We start from the raw sequence: 26,656 nt of genomic DNA on the forward strand, positions 1-26,656 counted from the left end.
GAGCCACTGCGGTGATCACCGCGCCTGCCGGTGTGCTGCTAACCGTCGATGACGCCGTCTACGCGCTCGCGGCGTTCGAAGCGCTGCTGACGGATCGGCACGCGTCACCACGGCTGGAGCGGTTCATCAACGCGCTTCGGAAAAGTGTTGCGAGAACGGCGAAAACTGGCGATTTGACCAGTGTTTCTGGCGTCGACGCCAGAAACACTGGAGTTCCCGAGCACAACGAACCGAACCCGTGCAGGGTCACGGCTTATGACCTGCTCGACACCACCGAGGCCGCGGCCATCCTGGGCATCACGCCCAACGCCGTGCGTGACCTTGCGCGCCGGGGCCGGCTACCGGCTCGACGTGCCGGCTCACGGTGGCTATATCCGGCGGGTCCCGTTGTCGAGCGCGCTGAACGGCGGGCAGCCCGAAAGCGTGGCTGAGCATGCCTGAGCTGCGCACCATCCGCGGCGTCCAGATCGCCAAGGCCGGCACGTGGGAGATCTCCACCGGCGAATGGACCGTCACCGCAAGCGATCTCGCTGCCGCAGTCGACGCGCACAAGGCCGGTGTGTTGCGCCGCCCGGTGCTGAAGATCGGCCACAGCGACCCGCGGTTCGACGGCACCCCTGCGTTGGGCAGGCTCGACAACCTGCGCCTGGTCGACGGCGGCAACACGCTGGTGTGCGATTTGATCGACGTACCCCGCGCGGTGGCGGCACTGCTGCCGCACGCCTACCCAGATCGCAGCGTCGAAGCACTGACCGACTACACCGCTCCGGACGGCAAGGTATGGCCGCTGGTCGTCACCGGCCTGGCGCTACTCGGGGAGACCGCACCGGGCATCGACAACCTGGCCGCGATCACCGACCTGTACGGCGTCGCAGCATCCAAACGGGTGTTCGCGGCGGCCAGCCTGTTCGACACCGACAACAGCAGCACCCGCCATCGCGCTGTCCAGGTCGCCGCCGCACGCCGGCGACGGACTCACCGAACCCTCACCAGAACGGAAGGCTGAGCATGTCCACCACCATCGCGAACCCCAGTGTCTACGACCCGGGCGCCAACATCACCGCTCAAGCCACCGCGGTCGTGACCGCGCGGACGTTCCTGGCGATCTCCGGCAACCGGGTGAGCGGCGGCAACCTTGCCGTGGCCACCGCCACCGCTGCGGGCCGGGTCTGCGGTGTGGCCGGCAACGACGCCGCCAACGGGGGTCTCGTCACGGTGGTCCGCGGTAACTCGCGCGTCGTCCGCGTCACCACCGCCGGCATCATCGCCGCCGGTGCTGAGGTCGAAGTCGGTGCCGCCGGAAAGGCAGTGACCAAGACCGCCGGTGTCGCGGTCGGGTACGCCGTCACCGGCGCCGCATCCGGTGATGACGCCGAAATCTCCCTATACTGAACAGGATTGACGAATCATGCCCAACGCACTCATTCCCGAAGTCACTGGCCGGCGCATCACCGTCGACTACGCACTCAAGCAGCCCACCAGCATCCGCACCCAGATCGCGAAGCTCGCCGACGCCCAGATCCTGTTGCCGAAATTCTTCCGCACACACGGCGAGAAGATCGAGGGCGGCGGCCTGCTCTACAACGTCATCCAGGCGTCGGACTTCTTCACCAGCGACGTCGAAAAGCGCAGCCCCAGAAGCGAATACAAGGTAGTCGAGGGAGTAGACCCCGATCCGAAGCTCGCGTTGGTCGAGGATTGGGGCGGCAAATTCCAACTGGGTGTCGAAGAGATCACCCGCAACAACGTCTCGTATCTCGATCAGCAGACGACGCAGCTCGCGAACACCATCGCCCGCAAGCTCGATGTCCGCGCGATGGCCGACCTCGATGCTGCGGTCACCGGCGCCAACGTCGTGCCCGGTCACGACTGGTCGCAGCTGGTCACGGTCGGCGACCCGACCACCCTGACCGCAAGCTCGGCCCTGCCGACCGCGGACCTGTCGGCAGCACAGCTGGCCTCGGATTTGCAGGAGCTCGGCACCGTGCATGACTTGCTGGTCCTGCATCCCGCGCAGGCAGCGGATCTGCGAACGGCTTTCGCCGATCGGTTGGATGCCATGCTGACCAGCGCCGGCGTCAAAATGTTCGCCAACCCGCGCATCGCTGAGGGCACCGGCTGGGCCATTGAAGCCGGCAAGGTGGGGACAGTCGGGTTCGAGTTCCCGCTGACCGTCGACACCTGGGAAGACAAGTCGACCCGCTCCTGGTGGGTGCAGGCCTACGTCGTGCCTGCGTTCGCCGTCGATCGTCCTTTCGCGGCTAAGAAGCTCACCGGATTGGGCGGAGCGTAATGGTCACCCGGACAGTCGCTGTCGCGGTGTGGTCCTACCTCGGCAGCGACGGGCGCCGCCGCCGCGGCTACTACGGCCAAGACGTCACCCTGACCGACGACGAGGCCGAACGCGGCGACCAGGCCGGCGCACTCGCGCCACCGGCACCGCCAAAAACCGGCCAACCCGCCGCGGCCACCGAACCGGTTGCCGTCGAGCTCGAAGCGGACCACGACGAGGCCGACGACGAGACAGACCCGCACCCGGCCGACGATGACACCGGGTCTGCGCCCCCGCCACCACCCGCCGAGATCAGGCGGCCAGCCAAGGCCGCAGCACACGACACATGGGTCGAATACGCCGTGGCCGCAACCGCACACACCACCGACCCGATCACCCGCGAACAAGCCGACGCGATGACCAAGACCGAACTCATCGCCACGACCACCGAAAGGCACTGACAGACAATGGCACTCACGTTTGACGACGACCAGGCCGCGGCACTGCTGGAAGCCCTCGGTCTCCCGGCAGATACCGCTGACCCTCAGCTCGTCACCGACACCGCAGTCGACTTGGCCGCACAGGTCGAGACCCTCGATCCAGCCAAGCCGTCCACCGTCGCTGCAGCGGCGAAGAAGGCCGGCCTTGAAGTCATCGATACCGCGACCGCTGAAGCGCTGCGCCACGACGCTGCGGAGGGCCGCAGGATGGCCGCCGCGGCCACACAGCAGCGCATTGAGGCAGCCGTCGATGACGCCGTCCGCAAGGGCAAGATCACCCCGGCTCGCCGCAAGCACTGGGTAACCCTGATCACTGCGGATCCCGGCATGGCCGACGTACTCGCCAGCGTGCCCAACGAGACCGCTGCACCGATGACCGAAGCTGGCCACAGCATGAACCCGGACCCCGGCGACAACCTCGCTGACGCCGACGTCTGGGTCTACTGAAACAAGCTCGCGGCGTCCCCCGACTGGCCCTTGACGCCGCGCGGGCCGTGCAGGCGGACCGAGTACCCCGGTCCGCCTGCACCACCCTTGACAGACCTCGCGGAGGCTTCGGCAACCACCGCGACGCGACGACACCGGACCCCTGGTCGAGTCCAGTCGTCGCGGAAGGTGCAGCGATCTGCCTTGGCTCACTCGTCCTTAGTCGAGGCGGACGCTGCACCCCACCCACGGGGGACACCCAACAGCGTGACAGTTCGATCCGGAAGCATCGCCGCCATCACCGACGTGCTCTCAGCCCACACATTCACCCGAGCCGAACACGGCGGCAGCACATGCACCGCGTGCGGATGGCACGGCAACCACCAACACGAGCAGCACCATGTCGCTACAGCTATCGCCGACCGACTCCGCGGCATGCGGGTGCTGGTCCGATGACCCCCCACCCATAACCGCAGGTCAGAGCCTTAGGATTCTCAAGGGGGCGGGGGGTCGGCACTCCTCCGGGGTGAGTCGGGATTTTTTTTTGGGCGCCGCGCGATTTTTGGCCGGTGTCCACCGATGAACGACACTGATGGGCCGTGTGATCAGCGGAAACAGGCTGTTTGGCAGAATCGCGATATGGAGATCCTGCGCCGCAACTACGACCTGGCCGTCACCGCCGGCACCGGCGCCGTGCTCCTGGCGCTCGACACCACGATCGGCATCCCCTGGCCACTCTGGGCCGTCTACGGGGCCATCGTCGTCGCCCAGATCCGCAACCGCATGGCCCGCGGCTGGTCACGCTGATCAGGTTGACCGTCGGCGCCGGCCGCTCGGTGCAGTTGATGGGCAGCTCACCTACGAGCCCGCTGAGACCTGTTACTTCTTAGTCTTCAGATGGCGTTGGGCCGGTGTGCTGCGCCAGCGGGTCGCCTGGTTCTCGGGGCCGGTGCGGTACTGGATCAACCACAGAAGTGTGTTCTCGGTGACCTCGCGGCCACCATGCGGGACGTCGAGCACGATCGGCCATTCGTTGGTCTGCGCGAGTAGCTTCTTGACGTGGGCCTCGATCCGCGTCTTGGTTTCTTCTCTGTGGAGATCTGCCGGCAACTTGAGCTCAGTACTGCCCCATCGATAGCCGTCGTAGGTCATCCGACTGGTATACCGCACAGGGGTGACATCACCAGATCGTCTGTCGGCGCCACATGGCACAGTCTCGGATGGCCTGGTGCCCGAGCTCGCTCCCACCTTGCTCGGTCCCGGGCCCGCCGGGTGCCCGGGGATGCCTTTCACTTCCCCGGTCCCCGGCCTCTCACCGCACGAGTTTCAAGTCGAGTGCTTTTTCCATGCGTTCGACCTTGGCAAGCAACTCCGCAGCCTGCCGCCGGAGATCATCAATCGTCGCGTCGCTGCCCGCGCCAGCCTTCTCCATGTCCATGGTGGCCAGGCCGAACGGATCAAGCAGCTGGATTCCCTTCGCCCGCTGCTCATCGGCGATCTTGGTATAGATCGCGGTGGCAGACAGATCCTGGTGGCGCATCAGCACCTGCACCGTACGCAGATCCACGCCGGCGCGCACCAGGGCGGTGCCAAACCAATGCCGCAGGCAGTGCGCTGAGCCGGGCACGCCGGCACGGATCATGGCTTCCTTGATCGTGCCGCACACCGATTCCCGACGCTGATGCCCGTGGTCCACGCCAGGAAACCAGAAGCCCCGGCGAGGCATCTGGAAGGCGATCTCGACCACCATCGGATGCAACGGCAGTGTCGCGGTGAACCCACCCTTGCCCGACACGACCATCGTCCGGTCAATCAAGTCGAAGTGCTCACCCTTCACCTTGGCGATCTCATGGGCCCGTAGCCCTTGCATGGCCCCCAGGAGAAGCATTGCCCGGGTCCTTCGGTGCATCCGTGACCGCAGCAGACGCCGAATGTTGTCATCGGACACCGGCCGCGGCTCCCCCTTTGGCCGCTTCGGACGGCCCACTTTCTCCATCGGATTGTCAAGGCGGTACTCCATCTTCGCCAGCCAGCGGAACCACGCCGCCAGCGACGTGTAGTAAGTCCAGCGGGTGTTCAGCGACCAATCGCCACCGGCGGCCAGATACCCGGATATCTGATCCGGCCGCAGGGTCTGCGGGTCGCACTCGACCCACTCAGCGCACCGCAGCACCACCGCGGTGCGCTCGTTGATCGTGCGCGCCGACAACGACTGGCCCTGCTGCCAGATTCGCCACTCGACCACCAGCGCGGGAAGCAGATCGGGTACGGCCTTGCGGCCCTCGTACCAGCTGGCGGGCGTGAGGTCGGAATCGTCTACCACGCGAATTGAGCCGGTCATAGCGCCGTCACCGTGTAGGCGTCGGTGATCGTGGACCAGTGACCACCACAGCGGGCGCAGTATGGGCCCATCGTGGCGTGAGCCTTACGTTCCCACGCGTTTAGGTGCTGGCCACACAGCAGCACCACATCGCAGTTGTGAATGTTGAGCCGCCACATGGCTGGGCGGCGGCAGTTGCCACCACGTGCGTTGATCACTTGGCGTTGATCGGCGGGGCTTCCCACGCGGCGACGATGCGTTCAAGCACATGCGCGTGTGGGTCGCGCTGAGTGGTCGTGGTGTTGTCGTTCATCGCTGCACCGCCGCTGCGGCCTGGCGCTGGTCGGCCTCGATGGCATCGGCGGCCTTGTCGAGCAACACCACAGCGGCGCGCAGGTGATCGGCGGCCACCGCGATGTCGACCACCGCGAACATCGGCGTGCTGTCGGGCAGAGCGCCGATCAGGCGGCCGACCTCGGTCCGGGCCTGGTCGATGGTGGCGACGACGGCATCCAGTTCGACAGCGGGCCCGCCAACCGACAGCGGGTCACGCCGGGATGCCTCGATCGTGGCCGCCATCGCGTCCAAGCGGTCCTGTGCACGGTCGAGCGCTGAGCGGTAAGGCTGGTGTGGTGAGGGTGTGGTTGAAATGGTCACGGTGACTGCCCTTTTGGTTGGTTTCCAGGTCTGGGCCAGTCCCGGCCGGTGGTTACCTCACCATCCGCGTGCACGCCATTCGGCGATGTGCGGACGTTCGACGCCAATTGTGGTGTCATCACCGTGGCCGGGGTAGATGGCTGTCTCGTCCCCGTACTTGGTGAAGACCTTGGCCTCAAGGTCGTCCATCAGCGAGCTAAAATCGACCGGGTTTGTTGTCCGTCCCGGACCGCCCGGAAATAGGCAGTCGCCGGTGAACAGATGTGTCACGCCGTCGGATGATTTGAGAGCGAGGGCGACCGAGCCTGGTGTGTGTCCCCGCAGGTGAATCACATCGAGGGTCAGGTCACCGACCGTGAGGGTGTCGCCGTCGGTCAGGATCCGGTCAGGCTTCACCGGCAGTGCTTCCGCGTCGAGTTGATGCGCCGCGGTCGGGGCGCCGGTGGCCTTTGCGATTGCCGCCAGCGCCTGCACGTGGTCGAAATGTTGGTGGCTGGTGACGATCAGGTCCAGCTTGGGGGCATTGGTCTTGATGAGTTTCAGCAGGGCGTCAGCGTCGTTGGCGGCATCGATGAGCAGCGTGTCTCCGGTCTTCGTGCTGGTCACCAGGTAGGCGTTGTTGTCCATCGGGCCCACTGACGCCTTGATGATCGTCGCCCCGCCCACCGTGCGCCGTGCTGCCGTATGGGGCTCGACGTGGCCGGTGTAGGTATCGCTGACCGCGATGCTGGAAGGAGTCACACCCTCACGGTATCGGGCTTGTCGGTGGTCGCACATAGCATGGGCGTGAAGTATGTCGTCGGAAAGGAAGCGCGTGGCTGACCGCCTGATCGTGAAGGGTGCCCGCGAGCACAACCTGCGAGGAGTCGACCTCGATCTGCCGCGTGATGCGCTGATCGTGTTCACCGGATTGTCCGGGTCGGGCAAGTCCTCGCTGGCCTTCGACACCATCTTTGCCGAGGGGCAGCGTCGCTACGTCGAATCGCTGTCGGCGTACGCCCGCCAGTTCCTCGGGCAGATGGACAAGCCCGACGTCGACTTCATCGAGGGCCTTTCGCCTGCGGTGTCCATCGATCAGAAGTCCACCAACCGCAATCCGCGCTCCACGGTCGGCACCATCACCGAGGTGTACGACTACCTACGTCTGCTGTATGCCCGCGCCGGCACACCGCACTGCCCGGTGTGCGGTGAGCGCATCGCGCGGCAGACTTCGCAGCAGATCGTCGACCAGGTGCTCGCGATGGACGAGGGCTTGCGTTTCCAGGTGCTCGCCCCCGTCGTGCGCACTCGCAAGGGCGAGTTCGTCGACCTGTTCGACAAGCTCAACACGCAGGGCTACAGCCGGGTCCGGGTCGACGGCGTGGTACATCCGCTCACCGACCCGCCGAAGCTGAAAAAGCAGGAAAAGCACGATATCGAGGTGGTGGTCGACCGGCTCACGGTCAAGGCCACCGCCAAGCAGCGGCTCACCGATTCGGTGGAGACCGCGCTGAACCTGGCCGACGGCATCGTGGTGTTGGAGTTCGTCGACCGGGAGGAGGATCACCCACACCGCGAACAGCGCTTCTCCGAGAAACTGGCCTGCCCCAACGGCCACCCACTGGCCGTCGACGACCTGGAGCCGCGATCGTTCTCGTTCAACTCGCCCTACGGCGCGTGCCCGGAATGCACCGGCCTGGGCGTTCGCAAAGAGGTCGACCCCGATCTGGTGGTGCCGGATCCGGATCTGACGCTCGCCGAAGGTGCCGTAGCCCCATGGTCCATAGGTCAGAGCGCCGAGTACTTCACCCGCATGCTGTCCGGCCTGGGGGACCAGCTCGGCTTCGATGTCGACACCCCGTGGAAAAAGCTGCCGGCAAAAGCACGCAAGGCCATTCTGGAAGGCTCCGATCACCAGGTCCACGTTCGCTACAAGAACCGGTACGGGCGTACCAGATCGTACTACGCCGACTTCGAAGGCGTGATGGCGTTCCTGCAGCGCCGCATGGAGCACACCGACTCGGAGCAGATGAAAGAGCGCTACGAGGGTTTCATGCGCGACGTCCCGTGTCCGGAGTGCAACGGTACGCGGCTCAAGCCGGAGATTCTGGCGGTCACGCTGTCGGCGGGGGACTCCGGCGCGAAGTCCATCGCGCAGGTGGCCGAGCTGTCGATCGCCGACTGCGCGGATTTCCTCAACGCGTTGACGTTGGGGCAGCGCGAGCAGGCGATCGCGGGCCAGGTGCTCAAAGAGATCCAGTCGCGGCTGGGCTTCCTGCTCGACGTCGGTCTGGACTACCTGTCGCTGTCGCGCGCCGCGGCCACGCTGTCCGGCGGCGAGGCGCAACGCATCCGGCTGGCCACGCAGATCGGCTCGGGGCTGGTCGGGGTGCTCTATGTGCTCGACGAGCCGTCCATCGGGTTGCATCAGCGCGACAACCGCAGGCTCATCGACACCCTGGTGCGGCTGCGTGACCTCGGCAACACGCTCATCGTCGTCGAGCACGACCTCGACACCATCGCACACGCCGACTGGGTCGTCGACATCGGCCCGGCTGCCGGTGAGCACGGGGGCCGCATCGTGCACAGCGGTACCTACGACGAACTGCTGCGCAACCCCGAATCCCTTACCGGTGCTTACCTTTCCGGCAAGGAGAGCATCGAGGTGCCGACGATCCGGCGGCCCACCGACAAGCGCCGCCAGATCACCGTGGTGGGGGCCCGGGAGAACAACCTCAAAGAGATCGACGTGGCGTTCCCGCTCGGCGTGCTCACCTCGGTCACGGGGGTGTCCGGCTCCGGTAAATCGACGCTCGTCAACGACATCCTGGCCTCGGTGCTGGCCAACAAGCTCAACGGTGCGCGCCAGGTTCCGGGCCGGCACACCCGGGTCAACGGTCTCGATCAGCTCGACAAGCTGGTGCGTGTCGACCAATCACCGATCGGCCGGACGCCGCGGTCCAACCCAGCCACCTACACCGGCGTGTTCGACAAGATCCGGTCGCTGTTCGCGGCGACCACCGAGGCCAAAGTCCGTGGCTACCAGCCCGGCCGGTTCTCGTTCAATGTCAAGGGCGGCCGCTGCGAGGCGTGCTCGGGTGACGGCACCATCAAGATCGAGATGAACTTCCTGCCCGACGTGTATGTGCCGTGCGAGGTGTGCCACGGTGCCCGGTACAACCGGGAAACCCTCGAGGTGCACTACAAGGGCAAGACCATCTCCGAAGTGCTCGACATGTCCATCGAGGAGGCCACCGAGTTCTTCGAGCCGATCTCCTCGATCCACCGCTACCTCAAGACACTGGTCGATGTCGGCCTCGGTTATGTGCGGCTAGGCCAGCCGGCGCCGACGCTCTCGGGCGGTGAGGCGCAGCGCGTCAAGCTGGCCGCCGAACTGCAGAAGAGGTCCACCGGGCGGACGGTTTACATCCTCGACGAGCCCACCACGGGCCTGCATTTCGAAGACATCCGCAAGCTGCTCAAGGTGATCAACGGCCTTGTCGACAAAGGCAATACGGTGATCGTCATCGAGCACAACCTGGATGTCATCAAGACCTCCGACTGGATCGTCGACATGGGGCCCGAAGGTGGTGCCGGCGGCGGCACCGTCGTCGCGTCCGGGACACCCGAGGACGTGGCCGCCAGCCCAGACAGCTACACCGGCCGGTTCTTGGTCGAACTACTCGACGTGCCAGCGGCGAAACCCAAGCGTCGCAAGGTCAGCGCTTAGATATCGGCGACGGAAAGCGGGGTTTGATCCGCACCCCGGCCAGCCACTCGGTGAGTTCGTCGGCCCGCCGGCGCAGCTGCCGCGCGGCGTCACGCCCGACCTCCTCGAGCAGGTGCAGCTCCACCCGGCCGTCGGACCCCTGACCCCAACCGCCCACGACACGGCCGTTCCACCACGCGGTGGGCCCGGCATTGCCGGTGCTGTCGAACACCTCGGTGCGGTGCCCGCCGAGGTACCAGTCGCGGTCGAACCAGCCCATCGTCGTGACATCGAGGCCGGGCAGCAGCGCACCCCACGGCTCGGGCTCCGGCTCGACGTCGAGATCATCGGGCAGGACGAAACCGGGGACGCCGCTTACGTCGACCTCGACCGCACCGAGATCGCGCAATGCGTGCCGGGCCCAGGTCAAGGTGTTGCCGAACCACCACTTGATGTCGGTGACGGTGGCCGGTCCGAACGTGCGCAGCCAGGTCCGCACGAGCTCGGCCCTGGCGATCTCGGGATCAGCGCCGTCGCCAGCCGCTCCGAGCCAGTCCGCCATCATGGCCCAGCGGGGCCGCGACGTGGTCCAGGCACCGTCGTTGGGGCCTCGGATGATGTCGCCGCGGACCCCGAGCACTGTCAAAACCCTTGGTGCCAAGGGTGTTTCGCCACCCCAGGTCTTTCCCGGGGCTGGGTTGAAGCTGCCGTGCAGGGCGGGGAGCGCAGCGCGCAGTTCAGCCGCAGGGGTCGGCCCATGCTCGCGCAGGTGCATCACCACCGCATCGCACGCGGTGTCCAGCCATCGCGAGCCGTCGTCGGCCACGCCGGCTTTCTGCGCGGCGGCGATCAGCCGGCGCCGCTCGTTGTCAGCCACCCGGTCACTGGCGCCGGACTGCACCAGCGGCAGGTCGTCGGTGCGGACAACCCAGAGCGTGCGGCGCATCGCGAGATGCTTGACCACCGTGCGCTGCTCATACAGCTGTTCGCCGAGATCGGTGACAGTGAAACCGGGCAGCCGCGCCCACAACGACAGGTATGGGGTCGCGGGATCGGTGGCGTGCAGGCCGACGAAAGCGCCGGTGACGTCAGCGATCGAAACAGCCGGACGGGTCAAATAGTGGCGTCGAGCCAGCCGCGCCCGCCGCTCGGCCGACGTGAAGGTGCGCACCGGTCAGGAGTCGTCGTGTTCGTGCATGGCTTCACGGATCTGTTGCAGTCGCTCGGCGGCAGCCTTCTGCCGGGCGTCGTACTGTTCCTCGACCGTGCGCCCCTCGGGAGTTTCCGCGGCCAGTTCGGAGGCCCCGATCGCGGTGCCGTAGCGCGTCTCGATCTTTTCCCGCACCGAATCGAACGTCGGCACGCCCTCTGCGGTGTACCCGGGCTCTTCGGGCGGGGAAGGTAAGGCTGGCTCGTCAGTCACGCACCCCACGTTACCTGCGACAACCGACATTACTTGGGATCGGTAGCGATGCCGCCCACCAAGACTTGAGAACACGACGGAGCCATCGGGGCGACGCGGGGAACGAAGGGAAGACGGCAATGACCGCAACGACAATCAACCGGGTGATCGCAGGCGCGGTGGGGCTGGCCGCCGTTGGTGCGGTGGTGGTGGGTTGCTCGAACGACAAGCCCGCCGCCTCGAACAACACGACCAGCGCGAAGGTCAGCACCGGCGGCAACACCGCGGTCAAGGTGGACGGCGCCGACTTGGCGGGACTCGACCTGAACTCGGTGACCTGCGTGAAGCAGGGCGGCCAGATCACCGTGGCCAGCGGCGCGGTCGGCGGCCAACAGGGCCTCGGTCTGGTGATGTCCGACGAGGCCACGCCCAAGGTGCAGTCCCTGGGCCTGGTGTACGACGGCAGCGCCCTGTCGGTCAGCGACAGCATGGGTGTCAAGGTCGGCTCGGCCGAGGTCAAGGTGGACGGCAGCACCTACACCATCAGCGGTGAGGCGTCGGGTGCGGACCTGAAGAACCCGATGGCCGGGATGATCACCAAGCCGTTCACCATCACCGTGAGCTGCAGCTGACCTATCCCGACCGCGGCGGGCGTGTCCGCAGGTGCCGAGCAATCCACCCGGCACGCCCGCCGCGTTTCTATGATGCGGATGTGACGATCATCGGCGATCTGCGGCGCGCCCGTCACCTGGCGCTGGCAGCCGAGGAGGGTGCCGCCAAGGAATTGCTGCTGTCGTTGATGCCGCAGATCGAGCAGGCCGACCGGGACGATTTCGCGCTTGAGGTGTTCGCCCAACTCGGCGAGATCTATCTGGTGCGCACCGCGTACGACGGTGTGTTGGAAGGCATCCGGCGCCTCCGGGAGTGCCTGACCACCTACACGGAGATTCGGGCCGGTGCCAAGCCCGAGGAGGCCGCCAAGGTCACCATGACCGATGCGGAGGTCGACCACATGATCTGCCGCTACACCCGCCGCACCGAATTCCTCGCCGCCGGTCTGGCCGCCGCGCGCGGTCAGCACGACGACGCCGAGCAACATTTGGCGGCACTGATTGCTGCGAGCGGGGAATTCACCGATCTGGACGCCGAGCACGCGCAGCTCATCTGTTATGCCCGCATCCTGCTGGCGACGGGCCTGTGCGACGACGACCTGTACGCGCGATCGGAGCCTGTGTGGGCCGAGGTTCTCGGTGTCGTGGACGGTCACCTCGACGGGGACGCCGAGGAGTCCGACCACCTGTTCGTCGCGGCAGCACTCGGTTACGGGCGGTTCTGTGTGGAATCCGGGCGCCTGGCCGAGGCTGAACCGTGGCTGCGGCGCGGCGGAGCGAGGGCCGAGGCTCGAGGCTGGCGGCTGGCCACATCGCGTGCGCAACTCGAACGGGCCGCGGCGGCCTGGTCGGCCGGCGACATCGCCGAGACGCAGCGGTTGGTGCACGAGGCGTACCCGGTGATCGCCGAACACGCCCGCGCGCACGATGTGTCCCGAAGTTGGCTGTACTTCGGCCTGATCCGGCTGGCCATCGGCGCGTTGCAAGAGGCCGACGAGTGCTGGGCGCATGCCGAACGGCACTGGCGGGAGATCGAGAAGCCGTTGCACATTCACCGGATCCTGTTGCAGCGCAGCTGGATCGCCATCTTCCGGGGTGCATTTGACGAGGCCCGCGAACAGGTCGCCCAGGCGCGGCACATGCTGGACTCCGCGCCACGGCACAGTTGGCTGCAGTATGCCCGGCTCGATTCGCACCTCGGCAACGTCTGGCGTGCCGCCGCACTCGCCGAGATGGGGTTCGACGGTTTTGGGCATCCGGGCCAGAACTGGCACCAGGTCGAAGCCCGACACGCGGCCGGCCTGGGCGTGATCGATTGTGCGCCCAGCTCGCCCGAATATGCGCGCGCGATGGAAAAGCTGCGGCGCGCAGCCGATCTGAAGGTTCCCGCCGCGCTGGCCGTCGATTCTGTGCGCTACACCATCCCCGATGCCGGCGCTCGGATGCGCTGGGCCAGCTGTGTATCGGCTCCGCTGCTAGCTGGTGCGTTCGCAGTGGCATGGGAATCGGATGACGTCGAGCTGGTCTGCGAACTAGTCGAATACCACAGTGCACGAGGTGCTTTCACCGCTGAGCCGACCGGGCAGCAGGCGGGCGACTGGACCGGCACCGCGACCGCCGCGGTGCCGGTGGAGGCTGAACTCGCCCCGGAACTGGCGATCGCGGCCGCCGCACCTGCTGCCGGCGGTGGGGGGCTGACCCGGCTGGGCCCGCTACCGCCGCTGCGGATGGACCCGCAGACCGCTCCGATCATGAGCCGATATCGCGACCTGGCCCGGCAACGATACGGCCGCGACGTCACGGCCGCCGGCGACGTGTGGCGGACGTGGCCGTGACCGTGACACTGGTGCTGCGCTTCGCCGACGTCGGCATAGCCACCTACGCAAGCCTGCGGGTGGTGGGGGAGCCGCAACGGTCGGTCACCTGGGTGGTCGAGGAACCGCAGCTGCGCACCGCGTGCGACGCGTTGGACGCCGCGCTGCCCGATCCGCGTCCCGGTGAGGCCCCTGACGCGGCCATCGAACGGGCCTTGACCACGGGGGCTTTCGCATCCCCCGGCAGTGAACACGAGCTCGCCGAGGCGCTGGGCACGCAGTTGATCGGGGCCGCCGGCTGGCAGCTGTTCACTGAGTGCGTTGCCTCGCCACGGCCGGTCCTGTTCGTGACACCGAGCCCGCGGTTGGGCCGGGTGCCGTGGGCTCAGCTCGTCATGCCCGGCCCTGACGGATTTCGACTGATCGAGCTCGCCGATGTGCTCATGGCGGTGCCGCCGAACATCGTGCACGCGCCGCGCCGGCAGACCCGCTGGGAGGATCGTCGCGACGGACCGGCTGTCCTGCTGCTCGACCCCCGTATCCCCGGACAGCGGCCGGGTTCGGCGTTGGGATCGGTGCTCGGCAGGCCGTCCCCGCAGACACCGCTGGCACGCCATTTCGCCGATCCGGTCGCCGCGGGTCGAGTGCTCCCCACCGTCGCCGAGCCTGCTGAGTTGTTCCGTCGCACCGACACCGACCGGCGCTGGTTGGCGCAGGCGTGCGCCCAGGATCCGGCCCGGCTGCTCTACGTGGGGCACGCCAGTGCCGCCGAAGGCGATGCCGGTTACGCCGACCGTGCCGCGCTGCATCTGGCAGAGTCGCATCCGCTGACCGCCGCCGACGTCATGACGGCCGGCCTGGTCATTCCTCCCCGAGTGGCGCTGTTGGCCTGTGCGTCCGGCGGCGACTACCGCTTCGACGAGGCCACCGGTCTTGTGGCGGCGATGATCCTCGGCGGTGCCGAGCTGGTGACCGCGACGTTGTGGTCGCTGCCGACCACTGCCGGATACCGCCAGTTCTACAGGCGTGCAGTAGATTTCACATTTGACCCGATGGCAGAGACGGTTGCCGCGGTTGACCTGGCCCACCGGCAAGATGCGGCAGGCCGCGCGGTGAACCGATGGCAGCGAGCCCAGTTGCGGCGCTGGCGTGAGGGCGACCGGGCTGCCAGCCCGCTGCATTGGGCGGCTCTGGCCAGCTTCACCGTCGACGGTGCCCGTTGAGCGGCTCAGCCCGGCTATACGAATACCGCGTCGCCTGCGGCGCCGCAGAGCAGGCATCTATCGTGGTGCGGGTGAGCATCGGGTCGGACGCGACCGCGGAACGGACCGCGGTGGCCTCGGTGCAGCCACGTCGTGCGGTGATCGAGCGGGCCTGGCGGTCCATCGGTGCGGGCGTCGAGGTGCTCAGCAGCGACGACGGAGGTCCGCTGCGCCGGACGGTCAAGCGGATCATCGACCCTCTGGTGCTGAGGTTGCGTAGCAACACCCAGTTCTCGGCTGCTGTGCTCGACCCCGCTGTGGCCGCCGAGCTGCACAACGCCGTCACTGCGCAGGCGCCGCAATTACGTGCCGCGGCAGCCTGGTTCGTGTTGCTCAAGGGCGAGCGTCGACGGCAACGCATCATTACGGGCAACGCGCAGGAACTGTATTTCCCGGTGTGTTTCGAGCTTGCGGTCACGCGGGGCGCCCCGGGCGAGCACGATCAGCACACCGCCGCGGCAGTGCTACGCGACATCCATCAGGGCCGGGACCGCACCGGAATCGAGGTGCTCAACGCCCATCTGGGCGATCCGCAGGTGGTCGCCCGATTGACCCGCCAACTCGAGCGCAGTTGGCGCGACGTGTATCCGACCGACGCGATGACCGGGCCGTTTTTCGTGGGGCTGGCCACCGTGCTGGGTCCCGCGGACAGTCATCGCGCGACGGCGGCCCGGCAGCGGGTGTGGTCGGCCTTGATCGCTGACGCCACCCCCTACAACCTCGGTGCCGCGGCCCACACCCGGCCCGCCGCGCTGCCCTGGTCCGTCGTCGAGGTCGGTTTGAGTTCGGTGTCACCGCAACGCCTTCCGGTCATCGAGGGGACGGCCGACGGCGATCGTCCGTTGGACCGCAGTGTGGCCGACCGGGTTCGGGCGACCTTGCGCCGGGCCTTGGACCGCGATGAGTTGCCCGACGTGCCTCTGCTGTGTGCCGAGGAGGTCGACCGGTCCTGCGCCCCATGGGGTCTGCTCGCCGAGGACAAGCAGGCGGTGTTGTTGACCGGTATCGAGGTGGCCACCGAGTTGCAGCCGCTCGCGGCGTCCGCACCGAGGCGCTACGAATTGTCGGCGCGTATCCAGGCCCGGCTTGCCAAGGAGGCTTACGTTCTGCACGCGCGCCGCTACCTGGCCGGCGATGAGCCGATTCATCCTCGGCAGCAACAGGTTGTCGAGGATCTGGAGGCATTCGCCCGGCCCTACCTGAGCCGGCTGTGGGCCCGTCTGCACGGTCGCGATGTCTGGCAGGAATCCTGCGAAGACGTCGACGACGTGCGTGCCCTTCTGGAAGGCGTGGCGCGGTCGGTGAGTCTGGACCATCGCCAGCGCATCAAGGCGATGCTGGAAGTGCAGATGGCCGGATGAAGCTGCATCTCGAATCCGGTTTGTGGAGCACTGGTCGGCTGACCGAACCGGCCCCGCTGGTGGCGATGCTCGAGGTCAGTGGTGCGGTGCTCTCGTGGGTAGTCGACGACGACGGCGTCGTCGGTCGGGCGAGTGACGGAGTCGTCGGTCGGGCGGATGCCTCCGCCGACGTACCCATCATCACGTTCACCGATCATGTCAGGGCCGACTGGCTTTGGCAGGTTGTCGGTGAGCCGGGCCATGTCGCCGTCATCGAGGCCCTGCGTGCCGCCGGTGACGGGCCGGTCGAATTACCCGCGGTCTCGGTGCTGCCGGGCTCAGCGGATATGTTGCGGCGGTTGGCGTTCGGTCACTGGCTGCGGCGGTGGTGGCCGGCCAGCGAGCGCGACGGTATCGCGGCGCTGGACCGGGCGGTGCTCGACGCCGAGTTGGCGGTTTTGACTGCGGCTGCCGAGGGTTTCTTTACCGACGACACCTTGGATTCCGGCATTGAGGGTTTGCTGGATCCTCACGTGTCTGAACTGAAATTCCTTTCTGCACAAGGAGATCCCCGATTGGTCGCGCTGGCGGACAGGTGCCGGGAGCTGGCCGAGGACATCGGTGTGGCTTGGGCGGAGGCTGAGCCGACACGACGCCGGTCGGACTATGCGCTGGCTGCCGGCGCCGCAGGCGGGCGGCGAGCCGGTACGGCGATTGCCGGGGGAGTTGCGACGGTGAGCTGGTCCGCAGTCCCGCCCGGCATTTTCGACGCTGCCGAGCAGACCGTCGACTGGACCGTCGTCCCGGCCGGTTCATCGGTGAACTGCCTTGTGCAGGTAGCGGTTTCCGGTCCGGACCATCCCGCGGGCATCGCCGCGGCAATGCACTGCGGCGACTACAGCGGCGCCGGTGTGCTCGACGCCGACGGTCATGCCGTGCTTGCCATGCTCGGGGCGGACCATGGCGAGCTGCGGGAGTCGCAGGCCTGGAACCTGGACTGGTCACCGGCCGAGGTGGCGATCGGCGCAGCCGGCGCCGGTGAGCCGCGACATGTTCGGGATCGAGTGCGGGCATTCGCCCGGGCCCGGCTGGCCGCGGTATCGGATGCGCGTCCCACCGGGGTCCCGGCCGACGCGTACCTCGCCGAGTTGCTTGCCGCCGAATCCGACTACTGACCCGCCCTAGTCATTTGGCGGCGGTCTGGACATAGGTGGCCGAGCGCGGTGTCGACGGCAGGCCGATCATGGGCACATGCGGAGTGCCGATGACCCCGGCCAGCCACGGTAGTGACGCGGCGAACGCATTCGAGGCGAACGGCCAGTCGTGGGTGCCGGGCTGACTCACCACAGCGCAGGGTATGCCGTGCGCCGAACCCAACCCGCACAACGCGTTGGCGGCCTTGGCTTGGTCGCTGAGCCTGGTCGATTTGGTGGTCGAAGGTGCGTCGTTCACATCGAACCAGCCGGAGAGCCCCCGATACTCCCCGTGGCGGTTGATCACCGTCGTGGGATCGAACGCGTCCCATGCCGCCCTGTTGCCGCCGAACAGGCGGTCGACGGTCTGCGTCTTGTTCCCCGAATTGGGGCCGATGTCACCCGCGATGTCCACGAAGGCACCGAACAGCTCCGGATGCATCACCGACACATCGACAGCGCACGTGCCGCCCATCGACCAGCCCACCACACCCCAGTGCGCCGCCATCGGGCTGACGCCGTAATGGCTGTTCATGTACGGGATCACGTCTTTGGTGAGGTGATCGGCGGAGTGGCCGCGCGGTCCGTTCACGCATTCGGTGTCATTGTTGAAGGCGCCGCCCGGGTCGACGAACACCAGCACCGGCGCGTAGCCGTGGTGTGCGCGGGCGAATTCGTCCATCGTCTTGACCACGTTGCCGGCGCGCATCCAGTCCGCGGGGGTGTTGAACTCGCCGCCGATCATCATCACGGTCGGCAGCTTCGGCGCCACGTTGCCGATGAACCAGGCTGGTGGCAGGTAAACGTATTCGCCGCGATGTTGGAATCCCGAGGCGGTACTGCCGATGTCCACCGGCACAACCGTGCCGCGGATGGGAACCGTACCTTCGTGCTGCATCTCGGAGACCGTCACCTCATCGGTCTGGTCGGGCAGTGGGCCAGCCGTCAATTGGTTCCACGCGGTCTGTACCCACGGGAAGTAACCAACCCACAGGTTCAATGCCAGGGCCGCGCACAGCAAGCTCATCGGCACTGCCAACGCCGACACACCGCGGCGCCACCAGGGGCTGCCGCGCCACCCGGCCAGCAGGACCACGACAGCGGCTCCGGTGATGGCCACCCACACCCACAACGAGTTCGGTGCGTGATTGCCACGGTCGGACATCCCCTCGTTCTGGATGTACCAGTACGTGCCCAGTGCCAAAACACCGCCGATCCCTGCGGCCACCGGGAGCCAGATCAATCCCCAGCGCCGGGAGCGCCATCCGATCGTCGCACTTAGCACAACTACGGTCACAACCTGCACCGTTGTCGGGACCCAGCCGTGCATCAAGGACAGATGGTGCGTGAAGGTCACACGCTAATCCTGATCAACGATCCTTGCGATTTCCTGTGCGTAATCTGCTAACGGGGTTTGGCGAGGGGGAAGGGCAGTGTCTCGCGGATACTGCGCCCGGTGATCAGCATGACCACGCGGTCGACACCCATACCAAGGCCGCCGGTTGGGGGCATGGCGTACTCCATCGCCTGCAGGAAGTCCTCGTCGAGCTCCATTGCCTCGGGATCGCCACCGGCCGCCAGCAATGACTGTTCCTGCAACCGGCGGCGTTGTTCGACGGGATCGGTGAGCTCGCTGTAGGCCGTGCCGAGCTCGACGCCCCAGGCCACCAGGTCCCAGCGTTCTGCCACCCCGGGGATGGTCCGGTGCGGCCGGGTCAACGGCGACACCGACGTGGGGAAGTCCTTGTAGAACGTCGGCTCTGTGGTGCGGTCCTCGACCAGGTGCTCATACATCTCCAGCACGACTGCTCCGGCGTCCCAGTGTGTCAGATAGCCGATCCCGGCTTCCTTGCACAGCCGGCGCAGAGTATCCACGTCGGTCTCGGGCGTGATGTGTTCGCCGAGGGCCTCGGAGATCGCGTCATGCACGGTCTTGACCGGCCACTGCCCGGAGATGTCCACCGGCTCCAGTGCGCCGTCGGCGCGGGGGCGCAGGAACACCTGGCTGCCGTTGGCCGCCTGGGCGGCGTTCTGGATCAGCTCGCGGCAACCGTCGATCCACACGTTGTAGTCGGCGTGTGCCTGATAGGCCTCTAGCAGGGTGAACTCGGGGTTGTGGCTGAAGTCGACTCCCTCGTTGCGGAACGCCCGGCCTAGCTCGAAGACGCGTTCGACTCCGCCGACGCAGAGCCGTTTGAGGTACAGCTCGGGCGCGATCCGCAGGTACAGGTTCAGGTCGTAGGCGTTGATGTGGGTGAGGAACGGTCGGGCGTTCGCACCGCCGTGGATCTGCTGCAGAATCGGCGTCTCGACCTCGAGGAAGTCTTTGGCGTACAACGTCTGCCGGATGGCTTGCAAGGCGCCGCTGCGGGCGCGGATCAACTCGCGGGCCCCGGTGTTGACGGCGAGGTCCAGGTAGCGGGCCCGCACCCGGGCCTCCTGGTCGGTCAGCCCCTTCCACTTGTCGGGCAGTGGGCGCAGGCATTTCCCGATCAACCGCCAGTTCTCGACCAGCAGTGACCGGGTACCGGTACGGCTGTGCCCCATGGTGCCGGTCACCTCGATCAGGTCACCGAGGTCGATCGCGGCGGTGAACTTGTCGGTGCCGCCGTCGAGGCGTGAATCGTCCAGCAGCAGCTGGACTTCGCCGGACCAGTCCCGCAGCTGAGCGAACAGCACCCCGCCGTAGTTGCGGATTCGCAGCACCCGACCGGCCACGCTGAGATGTTCGGTGTCTTCGGCCTCCAGCGCTGCCGCCACGGTGTGGCTGGGTGCCTGGCCGACGGGATAAGCGTCCACTCCGCTGTCCTGCAGCGCCCGGAGTTTGGCCATGCGTACGCGGACCTGCTCGGGCAGGCGCGTCGGCTCCATACCGTCCGGAGCGTCCGCCGGCAGCCCGACGGTATCGGGTGCGCTGCCGTCGCGGTGCAGCCGTCCGGACTCGACCAATTCCGTCGGTGCCGCCACGTGTTCGCCGGTGTGCTGCTTGTTGCGCCGCGAGAACGGCAGCACAAGGAAACCTTCGGCGATCACCGACGCCACACCGACCCGCGGGATCAGCCGGGCGTCCTCGTAACAGGCGTAGCGCGGCACCCATTCGGGCTGGTACTTCATGTTCGACCGGTACAGGGTCTCCAGCTGCCACCACCGGGAGAAGAACACCAGCAGCCCGCGCCATAGCCTGGCCACCGGCCCGGCGCCCAGCTGCGCACCCTGCTCGAAAGCGGATCGGAACATCGCAAAATTCAGCGAGATCCGGTTGACCCCAATGGTTTCCGCCTGCATACACAGTTCGCTGACCATCAATTCGATGGTGCCGTTGGGGGACTGGGGGGAGCGGCGCATCACGTCGAGCGATACCCCGTTCGCGCCCCACGGCACCAACGACAGCATCGCCACCACGACATCTTTCTTGCCATCGTGCTGAACCGCCTCGACCAGCAGACAGTCGCCATCGGCGGGGGCGCCGAGCCGGCCCAGGGCCATGGAGAAGCCACGTTCGGTCTCGGTGTCCCGCCAGGCGTCGGCGTTGCGGATCACCTCGGCCATCTCGGTGGCGGTGAGGTCGCGGTGGCGCCGGATCCGTACCGAGGCACCGGCGCGGCGGGCCCGCGTGACGGCCTGGCGTACGCCGCGCATATCCGAGCCCGACAGCCGGAAGGTGTCCGGGTGCAGGATGGCCTCGTCGCCGAGTTGCAGGGCGTTGAGACCCGCGGCGCGGAACGCTTCGGCGGCAGTCAAGCTCGCGCCCATCACGCCGGGTGCCCAGCCGTAGGCCTGGCACAACCGCAACCAGGCATCGATGGCCTGCGGCCACGCCTTGGGATCGCCCAGCGGATCGCCGCTGGCCAGACACACGCCGACCTCGACGCGGTAGGTGATCGCGGCGCGTCCGCTCGGTGCGAACACCACCGACTTGTCGCGTCGGGTGGCGAAGTAGCTCAGCGAATCGTTCTTCCCGTAGAGCTCCAGCAGCCCGCGGATGGCGGACTCGTCCTCGCCGGTCAGCGCGTTCGTTGCGCGCTGCGACTGGAACAGCACGACGGCTGCGGCCATCAACGCGAGAGCTCCGAACAGGCCGAACACGGCGTTGAGGAACGGATGTGAATATCCCTCGAAGACCTCCGGTGGCGCGGTGGCGAACCCGCTGACGCGGTTGATGGCATACGGCAGCCGCGAACCGGTGTCCAGCGTCCCCGGGAACAGGGTCAAAAGCCCCCAGGCCGCCAGGGTGCCGATCGCCATGCCCGCCACCAGCACCACGGCGGACTTGAACAGGGCGCCGCGGCGGACTTTGGCCCAGAACTGCCTCCGGGCCAGCACCAGGAAGGCGATGGAGGCGATGTGAAAGGCCATGCCGATGATCTCGCCGACGTCGTCGCCCATGGTGTCGCCGCCCGCGACCAGATCACCCAGGTTCCAGCCGACGGCGCCGACCATGTAGAGCACCAGGATCCACCACGCGATGCGCTTGCGTGTGGCCAGCGCCGCGGCCAGCAGGGCCAGGACGAACGCCCAGGCAAAGCTGGTGTCGGGGAAGTTGAACAGATAGTTGTTGACGAACTCCCGCGGCACCTTGATGACCCAGCGCACCAGAGGAGAGACGCTGGCGATCAGCGACAGGGTGGCGATGATGCCGACCGTCCAGCCGGCTGCGGCCGGGACCCAGGAGAAGCGAGCGGTTGGCCGCACCTGGGTGCGACCGGCGCGGCTGAGAACGGTCATATGCCCGGAGGATAGGCGGTCAACTTGGCAAATCGGTGGAACACCGAACGCGCAGGGCCGGCGCCGTCATTCACCAGACCGGACCCGTGTACTTCTCGCCCGGGCCTTTACCTGGTTCATCCGGCGCGGCGCTGGCTTCGCGGAAAGCCAATTGCAGGCTCTTGAGCCCATCGCGCACGGGCCCGGCGTGCGGCCCGAGGTACTCTGCCGATGCCGTCACCAGACCGGCCAGTGCGGTGATGAGCCGGCGCGCCTCGTCGAGATCCCGATAGGGGCTGTCGTTCGGATCGGGAGCGGACAGCCCGATCTTCTCGGCCGCGGCGCTCATCAACATCACCGCCGCACGGGTGATCACCTCCACCGCGGGGATCTCTGCCAGGTCACGAACGGCGGAGCCGTTCAGATCGCCTGAGCCCTGCTCGCTGGGTGCGTCGGGCCTTACAGTCGGATCGGTCATACCTGGTAGAGTGTCATGCGCGACCGTCCCGGCGTATGCCAGGGACAGTAAGTGGAGTCCCACTCCCACCGTTGGCCCCACCGGTACAACGGTCCGGTCACCAGCATCTCAGGATGCCGGTTCTGTGCTCCAGTATTTTGGGGCATGGGCGGCGACGAGCCGTGACCGGTCGGTATGGGCCCTGCCGTGAGCAGGGCCCTCGCTCTTAGAGCGCTGATGGCGTGGGCTCCTGAAGTGGACAACATAGGAGGCCCCATCAGCACTGAGACCCGCGTCAACGAGCGCATCCGCGTACCCGAAGTCCGCCTGATTGGACCAGGTGGTGAGCAGGTAGGCATCGTACGCATCGAAGACGCCCTCCGCGTCGCCGCGGATGCCGATCTCGACCTTGTGGAAGTAGCCCCGAACGCCAGACCGCCGGTCTGCAAGATCATGGACTACGGCAAGTACAAGTACGAGACGGCTCTGAAGGAGCGCGAGTCTCGCAAGAACCAGCAGCAGACCGTCGTCAAGGAACAGAAGCTGCGTCCCAAGATCGACGATCACGACTACGAGACGAAGAAGGGCCACGTGGTCCGCTTCCTCGAAGCCGGGTCGAAGGTCAAGGTGACCATCATGTTCCGCGGCCGTGAGCAGTCACGGCCCGAACTCGGATACCGCCTTCTGCAGCGGCTGGGCGCCGATGTTGCCGAGTACGGCTTCGTCGAGACGTCCGCCAAACAGGACGGCCGCAACATGACGATGGTGCTGGCCCCGCACCGCGGCGCGAAGACTCGCGCCAAGGCAGCGGAGCAGGCCGAGCGCCCTGGCGGGCAGCAGGCCGCACCCGAAGAACCAGACGTTTCACCGAGCTAGATCCAACACAGAACTGAGGACTCATGCCCAAGGCGAAGACTCATAGCGGTGCCTCCAAGCGGTTCCGCAAGACCGGCACCGGCAAGATCGTGCGGCAGAAGGCCAACCGGCGCCACTTGCTCGAGCACAAGCCGAGCAAGCGCACCCGCCGGCTCGACGGTCGTACCGTCGTGGCCGGCAACGACGCCGGCCGGATCAACAAGCTGCTCAACGGCTAAGACTGCCCTCACCCGTACCGATCGAGAATAGGAACACCCCATGGCACGCGTGAAGCGCGCACTCAACGCCCAGAAGAAGCGGCGCACAGTCCTCAAGGCCTCCAAGGGCTACCGCGGCCAGCGGTCCCGCCTGTACCGCAAAGCCAAAGAGCAGCAGCTGCATTCGCTGACCTACGCCTACCGGGACCGTCGCGCCCGCAAGGGCGATTTCCGCAAGCTGTGGATCTCCCGGATCAACGCCGCGGCCCGCGCCAACGACATGACCTACAACCGCCTGATCCAGGGCCTCAAGGCCGCCGGCGTCGAGGTGGACCGCAAGAACCTCGCCGAGATCGCCGTGAGCGACCCGGCTGCGTTCACCGCGCTGGTCGAGGTGGCCAAGGCCGCTCTGCCCAGCGATGTGAATTCGCCGTCGACGACCGCTGACGAGGCCGCCTGACTCTCACCGAGCGTTCTGCCCGGGTGAGTGCAGCGGCAAAGCTGCACCGCCACACTGGGCGCCGCCGCGCCGCACGCTTCCTTGCCGAGGGACCCAATCTCGTCGAGGCGGCGTTGCGGCGTGGACTTGTTTCCGAGGTGTTCGTGACCGAGCCCGCTCTGGACCGCTTCGGTGCGATGCTGGCCGACGCGCCCGTTCAGCTCGTCACCGAGCGTGCGGCAAAGACGTTGTCGGACACCGTCACACCGGTCGGGTTGGTGGCGGTGTGCCAGCTGCCAGAAGTCTCGCTCGATGATGTGCTCGCGGCCTCACCCCGGCTGATCGCCGTGGCTGTGCAGCTTTCCGAGCCGGGCAACGCAGGCACCCTGATCCGGGTTGCCGACGCGATGGGTGCCGACGCGGTGGTGCTGGCAGGCAACGCCGTCGACCCCTACAACGGCAAGTGCCTGCGCGCGTCGGCAGGCAGCATCTTCTCCATTCCCGTGCTCAGCGAGTCCGATGAGACCGCAACTGTGGCGCGGTTGCGTGACGCGGGCCTACAGGTGCTGGCCACCACGGTCGACGGTGAAGTCAGTCTCGATACCGTCGAATTGGCCGCACCGACCGCCTGGCTGTTCGGACCCGAGGCGCATGGCCTGCCAACGGCGTTGGCTGCCATGGCCGATCATCGCGTACGCATCCCGATGCCCGGCAACGCCGAAAGCCTCAACATCGCCTCGGCCGCCTCGATCTGCCTCTATCAGAGTGCACGGGCAGGCCGCTCGTAGCGCTGAATGGCCACTTATCGCACGGTGTTTCGCGATTTGCGTATCGCAAGTGGCCGCTGGAGACGATGTGTCACGATGCTCTTGGGAGGTGCGCCGTGTGCCAGTACTGCGGATGTCGGGATATGCCGTTGCTGCGGGATTACATCGCTGAACATGAGCGGGCGCTCGACCACGGCGGCGAAGCGGTGCGGGCCCTGGACCACGGCGAACTCGATGTGGCGCGTGAGCGCCTGGCGGCGATGGCCGCCGAGTTGCGGACTCATTGGCGCGGGGAGGAGAACGGCCTGTTCGCCGTGATGCGCCGCGAGGAGTTGTATGCGCAGCACATCGAGCCGCTGGTGGCCGAACACCGGGAACTGGATGCCCTGCTCGATACCGTCGACGTGGCCGACCCCGAAGATCAGCACCGTGTCCGGGTCGCCGTGGAGGACCTTTTCGAGCACATCGCCAAGGAAGAGGATGGCCTGTTCCCGGCGTCGTTGACCACACTGGACGGCGAGGATTGGGACGCCGCCATCGCCGGGTGGCAGGATGCGCACCCCGGCCGACCCATGCTCGACGGCCGCTCCTAAGTCGCAGTGGTGCGACGCTGGGCCGGTCCGCAGCACCGACAACGAGAACTGTCGCACGGGTGTGACCAGGGCGGTTTTGGGGCCGGGAGGGCAGTGTGAGCAAACCCGCGCGCCGTGCGATTGCCGGTCTGTGCGAGTGCCACATACCCTTGCGCTGTGGATGGCGAATCGTTCGATGAACGATCCGGCCGCAACGGGGAAATCGATCAGGTGCCGGATCGGTCCGGACCGGTTCTGGATCTGTCCGGCCCGCTGAGCTGGTTGCAACGGACCAACCACAGCCCTGCGCTGGTCGCATTGGTTCGACGGGTCCGCCGGGCCCTGCCCGGCGACCCCGACTTCGGTGACCCGCTGTCGGCATCGGGTGAGGGCGGGCCGCGCGCCGCGGCCCGGGTCGCCGACCGCTTCCTGGATCGCGAGGCCGCCTCCCGTGAGATGAGCCTGGGCGCGTTGCAGGTGTGGCAGGCGCTGACCGAGCGGGTGTCGGGGACCCCGGCAAACCCCGAGGTGACCCTTGTCTTCACCGATCTCGTTGGGTTCTCATCGTGGTCGCTGCGCGCCGGTGACGACGCGACGCTGCGACTGTTGCGCAGAGTGGCCCAGGTGGTGGAACCGCCATTGCTGGAGGCCGGTGGTCACATCGTCAAGCGCATGGGTGACGGGATGATGGCGGTGTTCTCCGACCCGGTCGTCGCGCTGCGCGCGGTGATCACGGCCCTCGACGCGCTGAATTCGGTTGAGGTGGACGGCTATACACCGAGGATGCGGGTCGGCATACACACGGGCCGGCCGCAACGCATCGGTTCGGACTGGCTCGGCGTGGACGTCAACGTCACGGCGCGGGTCATGGAGCGTGCCACCAAGGGCGGCCTGATGCTGTCGAACACCACGCTCGACCTGATCCATGCTGACGAGTTCAGCGCACAGGGTGTGACCGTTAAACGGCAACGATGGCAGGTCTTTTCATCTCGGCCGGACGGGGTGCCCGACGATCTGGTGATTTATCGGGTGCGGCTACCTCGGCAGGCGCCCGTTGACGGACCCGACGATCAGGGCGTGCCGGGAGGATGACATACCAGTGATCATGCGGCGCCGGATCGAGGCGTGACGGGCAGCCCGTGGGAAACGCATTCGAGGT

29 protein-coding genes are annotated in these 26,656 nt (G+C 67.0%); 20 read left to right on the forward strand and 9 right to left on the reverse strand.

Annotation, left to right across the window (positions count from 1 at the left end):
- Positions 1-11 precede the first annotated feature (11 nt).
- From B133_RS24050 to B133_RS24290, 8 genes are all read left to right on the forward strand, one after another.
- Positions 12-431, forward strand: a complete 420-nt coding sequence (locus tag B133_RS24050; protein ID WP_018599662.1) for a helix-turn-helix domain-containing protein — start codon at positions 12-14, stop codon at positions 429-431.
- 2 nt (positions 432-433) lie between these two features.
- The gene (locus B133_RS0105200) at positions 434-1,006 is read left to right on the forward strand and encodes a hypothetical protein (RefSeq protein ID WP_018599663.1); all 573 of its coding nucleotides are present in this window, start codon (positions 434-436) and stop codon (positions 1,004-1,006) included.
- A gap of 2 nt (positions 1,007-1,008) precedes the next feature.
- Complete coding sequence (locus B133_RS0105205) at positions 1,009-1,392, forward strand: capsid cement protein (protein ID WP_018599664.1); 384 nt, start codon at positions 1,009-1,011, stop codon at positions 1,390-1,392.
- A 16-nt stretch (positions 1,393-1,408) separates the two neighbouring features.
- Positions 1,409-2,293, forward strand: a complete 885-nt coding sequence (locus B133_RS0105210; protein WP_018599665.1) for a major capsid protein — start codon at positions 1,409-1,411, stop codon at positions 2,291-2,293.
- Complete coding sequence (locus tag B133_RS23265; RefSeq protein WP_018599666.1) at positions 2,293-2,733, forward strand: hypothetical protein; 441 nt, start codon at positions 2,293-2,295, stop codon at positions 2,731-2,733. The genes B133_RS0105210 and B133_RS23265 overlap by 1 nt, the downstream gene beginning before the upstream one ends.
- Before the next feature lie 6 nt (positions 2,734-2,739).
- Entirely contained in the window at positions 2,740-3,219 is a 480-nt protein-coding gene (locus B133_RS0105220) for a phage protease (RefSeq protein WP_018599667.1), read from the forward strand.
- 246 nt (positions 3,220-3,465) lie between these two features.
- A complete protein-coding gene (locus tag B133_RS24285) occupies positions 3,466-3,654 on the forward strand; it encodes a hypothetical protein (RefSeq protein WP_157625788.1) in 189 nt (62 codons plus the stop codon).
- Positions 3,655-3,777: 123 nt separating this feature from the next.
- Entirely contained in the window at positions 3,778-4,005 is a 228-nt protein-coding gene (locus tag B133_RS24290) for a hypothetical protein (protein ID WP_157625789.1), read from the forward strand.
- 72 nt (positions 4,006-4,077) lie between these two features.
- Here the strand turns inward: B133_RS24290 and B133_RS0105235 are convergent, their stop codons facing one another.
- The 4 genes from B133_RS0105235 to B133_RS0105260 all read right to left on the reverse strand — a co-directional run bounded on the left by B133_RS0105235 (position 4,078) and on the right by B133_RS0105260 (position 6,916).
- On the reverse strand, positions 4,078-4,350 hold the full coding sequence (locus tag B133_RS0105235) for a hypothetical protein (protein WP_018599670.1): 273 nt from the start codon (positions 4,348-4,350) through the stop codon (positions 4,078-4,080).
- 160 nt (positions 4,351-4,510) lie between these two features.
- Complete coding sequence (locus B133_RS22395; RefSeq protein ID WP_018599671.1) at positions 4,511-5,539, reverse strand: tyrosine-type recombinase/integrase; 1,029 nt, start codon at positions 5,537-5,539, stop codon at positions 4,511-4,513.
- Positions 5,540-5,827: 288 nt separating this feature from the next.
- The gene (locus tag B133_RS22400; protein ID WP_157625790.1) at positions 5,828-6,175 is read right to left on the reverse strand and encodes a hypothetical protein; all 348 of its coding nucleotides are present in this window, start codon (positions 6,173-6,175) and stop codon (positions 5,828-5,830) included.
- A gap of 57 nt (positions 6,176-6,232) precedes the next feature.
- A complete protein-coding gene (locus tag B133_RS0105260) occupies positions 6,233-6,916 on the reverse strand; it encodes an MBL fold metallo-hydrolase (protein WP_018599675.1) in 684 nt (227 codons plus the stop codon).
- A 73-nt stretch (positions 6,917-6,989) separates the two neighbouring features.
- On the opposite strand from B133_RS0105260, the gene uvrA reads away from it, so the two are divergent.
- On the forward strand, positions 6,990-9,884 hold the full coding sequence (gene uvrA / locus B133_RS0105265; RefSeq protein ID WP_018599676.1) for an excinuclease ABC subunit UvrA: 2,895 nt from the start codon (positions 6,990-6,992) through the stop codon (positions 9,882-9,884).
- On the opposite strand, the gene B133_RS0105270 is transcribed toward uvrA, so the two are convergent.
- On the reverse strand, positions 9,874-11,034 hold the full coding sequence (locus B133_RS0105270) for a winged helix DNA-binding domain-containing protein (RefSeq protein ID WP_018599677.1): 1,161 nt from the start codon (positions 11,032-11,034) through the stop codon (positions 9,874-9,876). The two genes, uvrA and B133_RS0105270, sit on opposite strands and share 11 nt — an antisense overlap.
- Positions 11,035-11,037: 3 nt before the next feature.
- Positions 11,038-11,316, reverse strand: a complete 279-nt coding sequence (locus tag B133_RS0105275) for a hypothetical protein (RefSeq protein ID WP_018599678.1) — start codon at positions 11,314-11,316, stop codon at positions 11,038-11,040.
- Positions 11,317-11,420: 104 nt separating this feature from the next.
- Between B133_RS0105275 and B133_RS0105280 the strand changes: the two genes are divergently transcribed.
- From B133_RS0105280 to B133_RS0105300, 5 genes are all read left to right on the forward strand, one after another.
- On the forward strand, positions 11,421-11,897 hold the full coding sequence (locus tag B133_RS0105280; RefSeq protein WP_026255992.1) for a lipoprotein LpqH: 477 nt from the start codon (positions 11,421-11,423) through the stop codon (positions 11,895-11,897).
- Between the two features lie 80 nt (positions 11,898-11,977).
- Complete coding sequence (locus B133_RS0105285; protein ID WP_018599680.1) at positions 11,978-13,711, forward strand: hypothetical protein; 1,734 nt, start codon at positions 11,978-11,980, stop codon at positions 13,709-13,711.
- Positions 13,708-14,913: a CHAT domain-containing protein gene (locus tag B133_RS0105290; RefSeq protein ID WP_026255993.1), complete on the forward strand. Its 1,206-nt coding sequence runs from the start codon at positions 13,708-13,710 to the stop codon at positions 14,911-14,913. The genes B133_RS0105285 and B133_RS0105290 overlap by 4 nt, the downstream gene beginning before the upstream one ends.
- Before the next feature lie 71 nt (positions 14,914-14,984).
- The gene (locus B133_RS0105295) at positions 14,985-16,313 is read left to right on the forward strand and encodes a hypothetical protein (protein ID WP_026255994.1); all 1,329 of its coding nucleotides are present in this window, start codon (positions 14,985-14,987) and stop codon (positions 16,311-16,313) included.
- Positions 16,310-17,467 carry a hypothetical protein gene (locus B133_RS0105300; protein WP_018599683.1) on the forward strand — a complete coding sequence of 386 codons (1,158 nt, stop codon included), beginning with the start codon at positions 16,310-16,312 and terminating at the stop codon, positions 17,465-17,467. Before B133_RS0105295 ends, B133_RS0105300 begins: the two co-directional genes overlap by 4 nt.
- Before the next feature lie 10 nt (positions 17,468-17,477).
- Here the strand turns inward: B133_RS0105300 and B133_RS0105305 are convergent, their stop codons facing one another.
- The 3 genes from B133_RS0105305 to B133_RS0105315 form a co-directional block, all read right to left on the reverse strand.
- Positions 17,478-18,815 carry an alpha/beta hydrolase family protein gene (locus tag B133_RS0105305; RefSeq protein ID WP_232423348.1) on the reverse strand — a complete coding sequence of 446 codons (1,338 nt, stop codon included), beginning with the start codon at positions 18,813-18,815 and terminating at the stop codon, positions 17,478-17,480.
- A 74-nt stretch (positions 18,816-18,889) separates the two neighbouring features.
- A complete protein-coding gene (lysX, locus tag B133_RS0105310) occupies positions 18,890-22,210 on the reverse strand; it encodes a bifunctional lysylphosphatidylglycerol synthetase/lysine--tRNA ligase LysX (protein ID WP_018599685.1) in 3,321 nt (1,106 codons plus the stop codon).
- Positions 22,211-22,280: 70 nt separating this feature from the next.
- Complete coding sequence (locus B133_RS0105315; protein ID WP_018599686.1) at positions 22,281-22,667, reverse strand: DUF1844 domain-containing protein; 387 nt, start codon at positions 22,665-22,667, stop codon at positions 22,281-22,283.
- Between the two features lie 255 nt (positions 22,668-22,922).
- Here B133_RS0105315 and infC point away from each other — a divergent pair, with 255 nt between their 5' ends.
- The 6 genes from infC to B133_RS0105345 all read left to right on the forward strand — a co-directional run bounded on the left by infC (position 22,923) and on the right by B133_RS0105345 (position 26,589).
- A complete protein-coding gene (gene infC / locus B133_RS0105320) occupies positions 22,923-23,522 on the forward strand; it encodes a translation initiation factor IF-3 (protein WP_232423349.1) in 600 nt (199 codons plus the stop codon).
- Between the two features lie 23 nt (positions 23,523-23,545).
- The gene (rpmI, locus tag B133_RS0105325; protein ID WP_018599688.1) at positions 23,546-23,740 is read left to right on the forward strand and encodes a 50S ribosomal protein L35; all 195 of its coding nucleotides are present in this window, start codon (positions 23,546-23,548) and stop codon (positions 23,738-23,740) included.
- Between the two features lie 40 nt (positions 23,741-23,780).
- Positions 23,781-24,179 carry a 50S ribosomal protein L20 gene (gene rplT / locus B133_RS0105330; RefSeq protein ID WP_018599689.1) on the forward strand — a complete coding sequence of 133 codons (399 nt, stop codon included), beginning with the start codon at positions 23,781-23,783 and terminating at the stop codon, positions 24,177-24,179.
- A gap of 23 nt (positions 24,180-24,202) precedes the next feature.
- The gene (locus tag B133_RS0105335; protein WP_018599690.1) at positions 24,203-24,946 is read left to right on the forward strand and encodes an RNA methyltransferase; all 744 of its coding nucleotides are present in this window, start codon (positions 24,203-24,205) and stop codon (positions 24,944-24,946) included.
- A 122-nt stretch (positions 24,947-25,068) separates the two neighbouring features.
- The gene (locus B133_RS0105340) at positions 25,069-25,518 is read left to right on the forward strand and encodes a hemerythrin domain-containing protein (protein WP_018599691.1); all 450 of its coding nucleotides are present in this window, start codon (positions 25,069-25,071) and stop codon (positions 25,516-25,518) included.
- A 156-nt stretch (positions 25,519-25,674) separates the two neighbouring features.
- Positions 25,675-26,589, forward strand: a complete 915-nt coding sequence (locus B133_RS0105345) for an adenylate/guanylate cyclase domain-containing protein (protein ID WP_018599692.1) — start codon at positions 25,675-25,677, stop codon at positions 26,587-26,589.
- Positions 26,590-26,656: the final 67 nt, after the last annotated feature.

Source organism: Mycobacterium sp. 155 (genome assembly GCF_000373905.1).
GTDB lineage: Bacteria > Actinomycetota > Actinomycetes > Mycobacteriales > Mycobacteriaceae > Mycobacterium.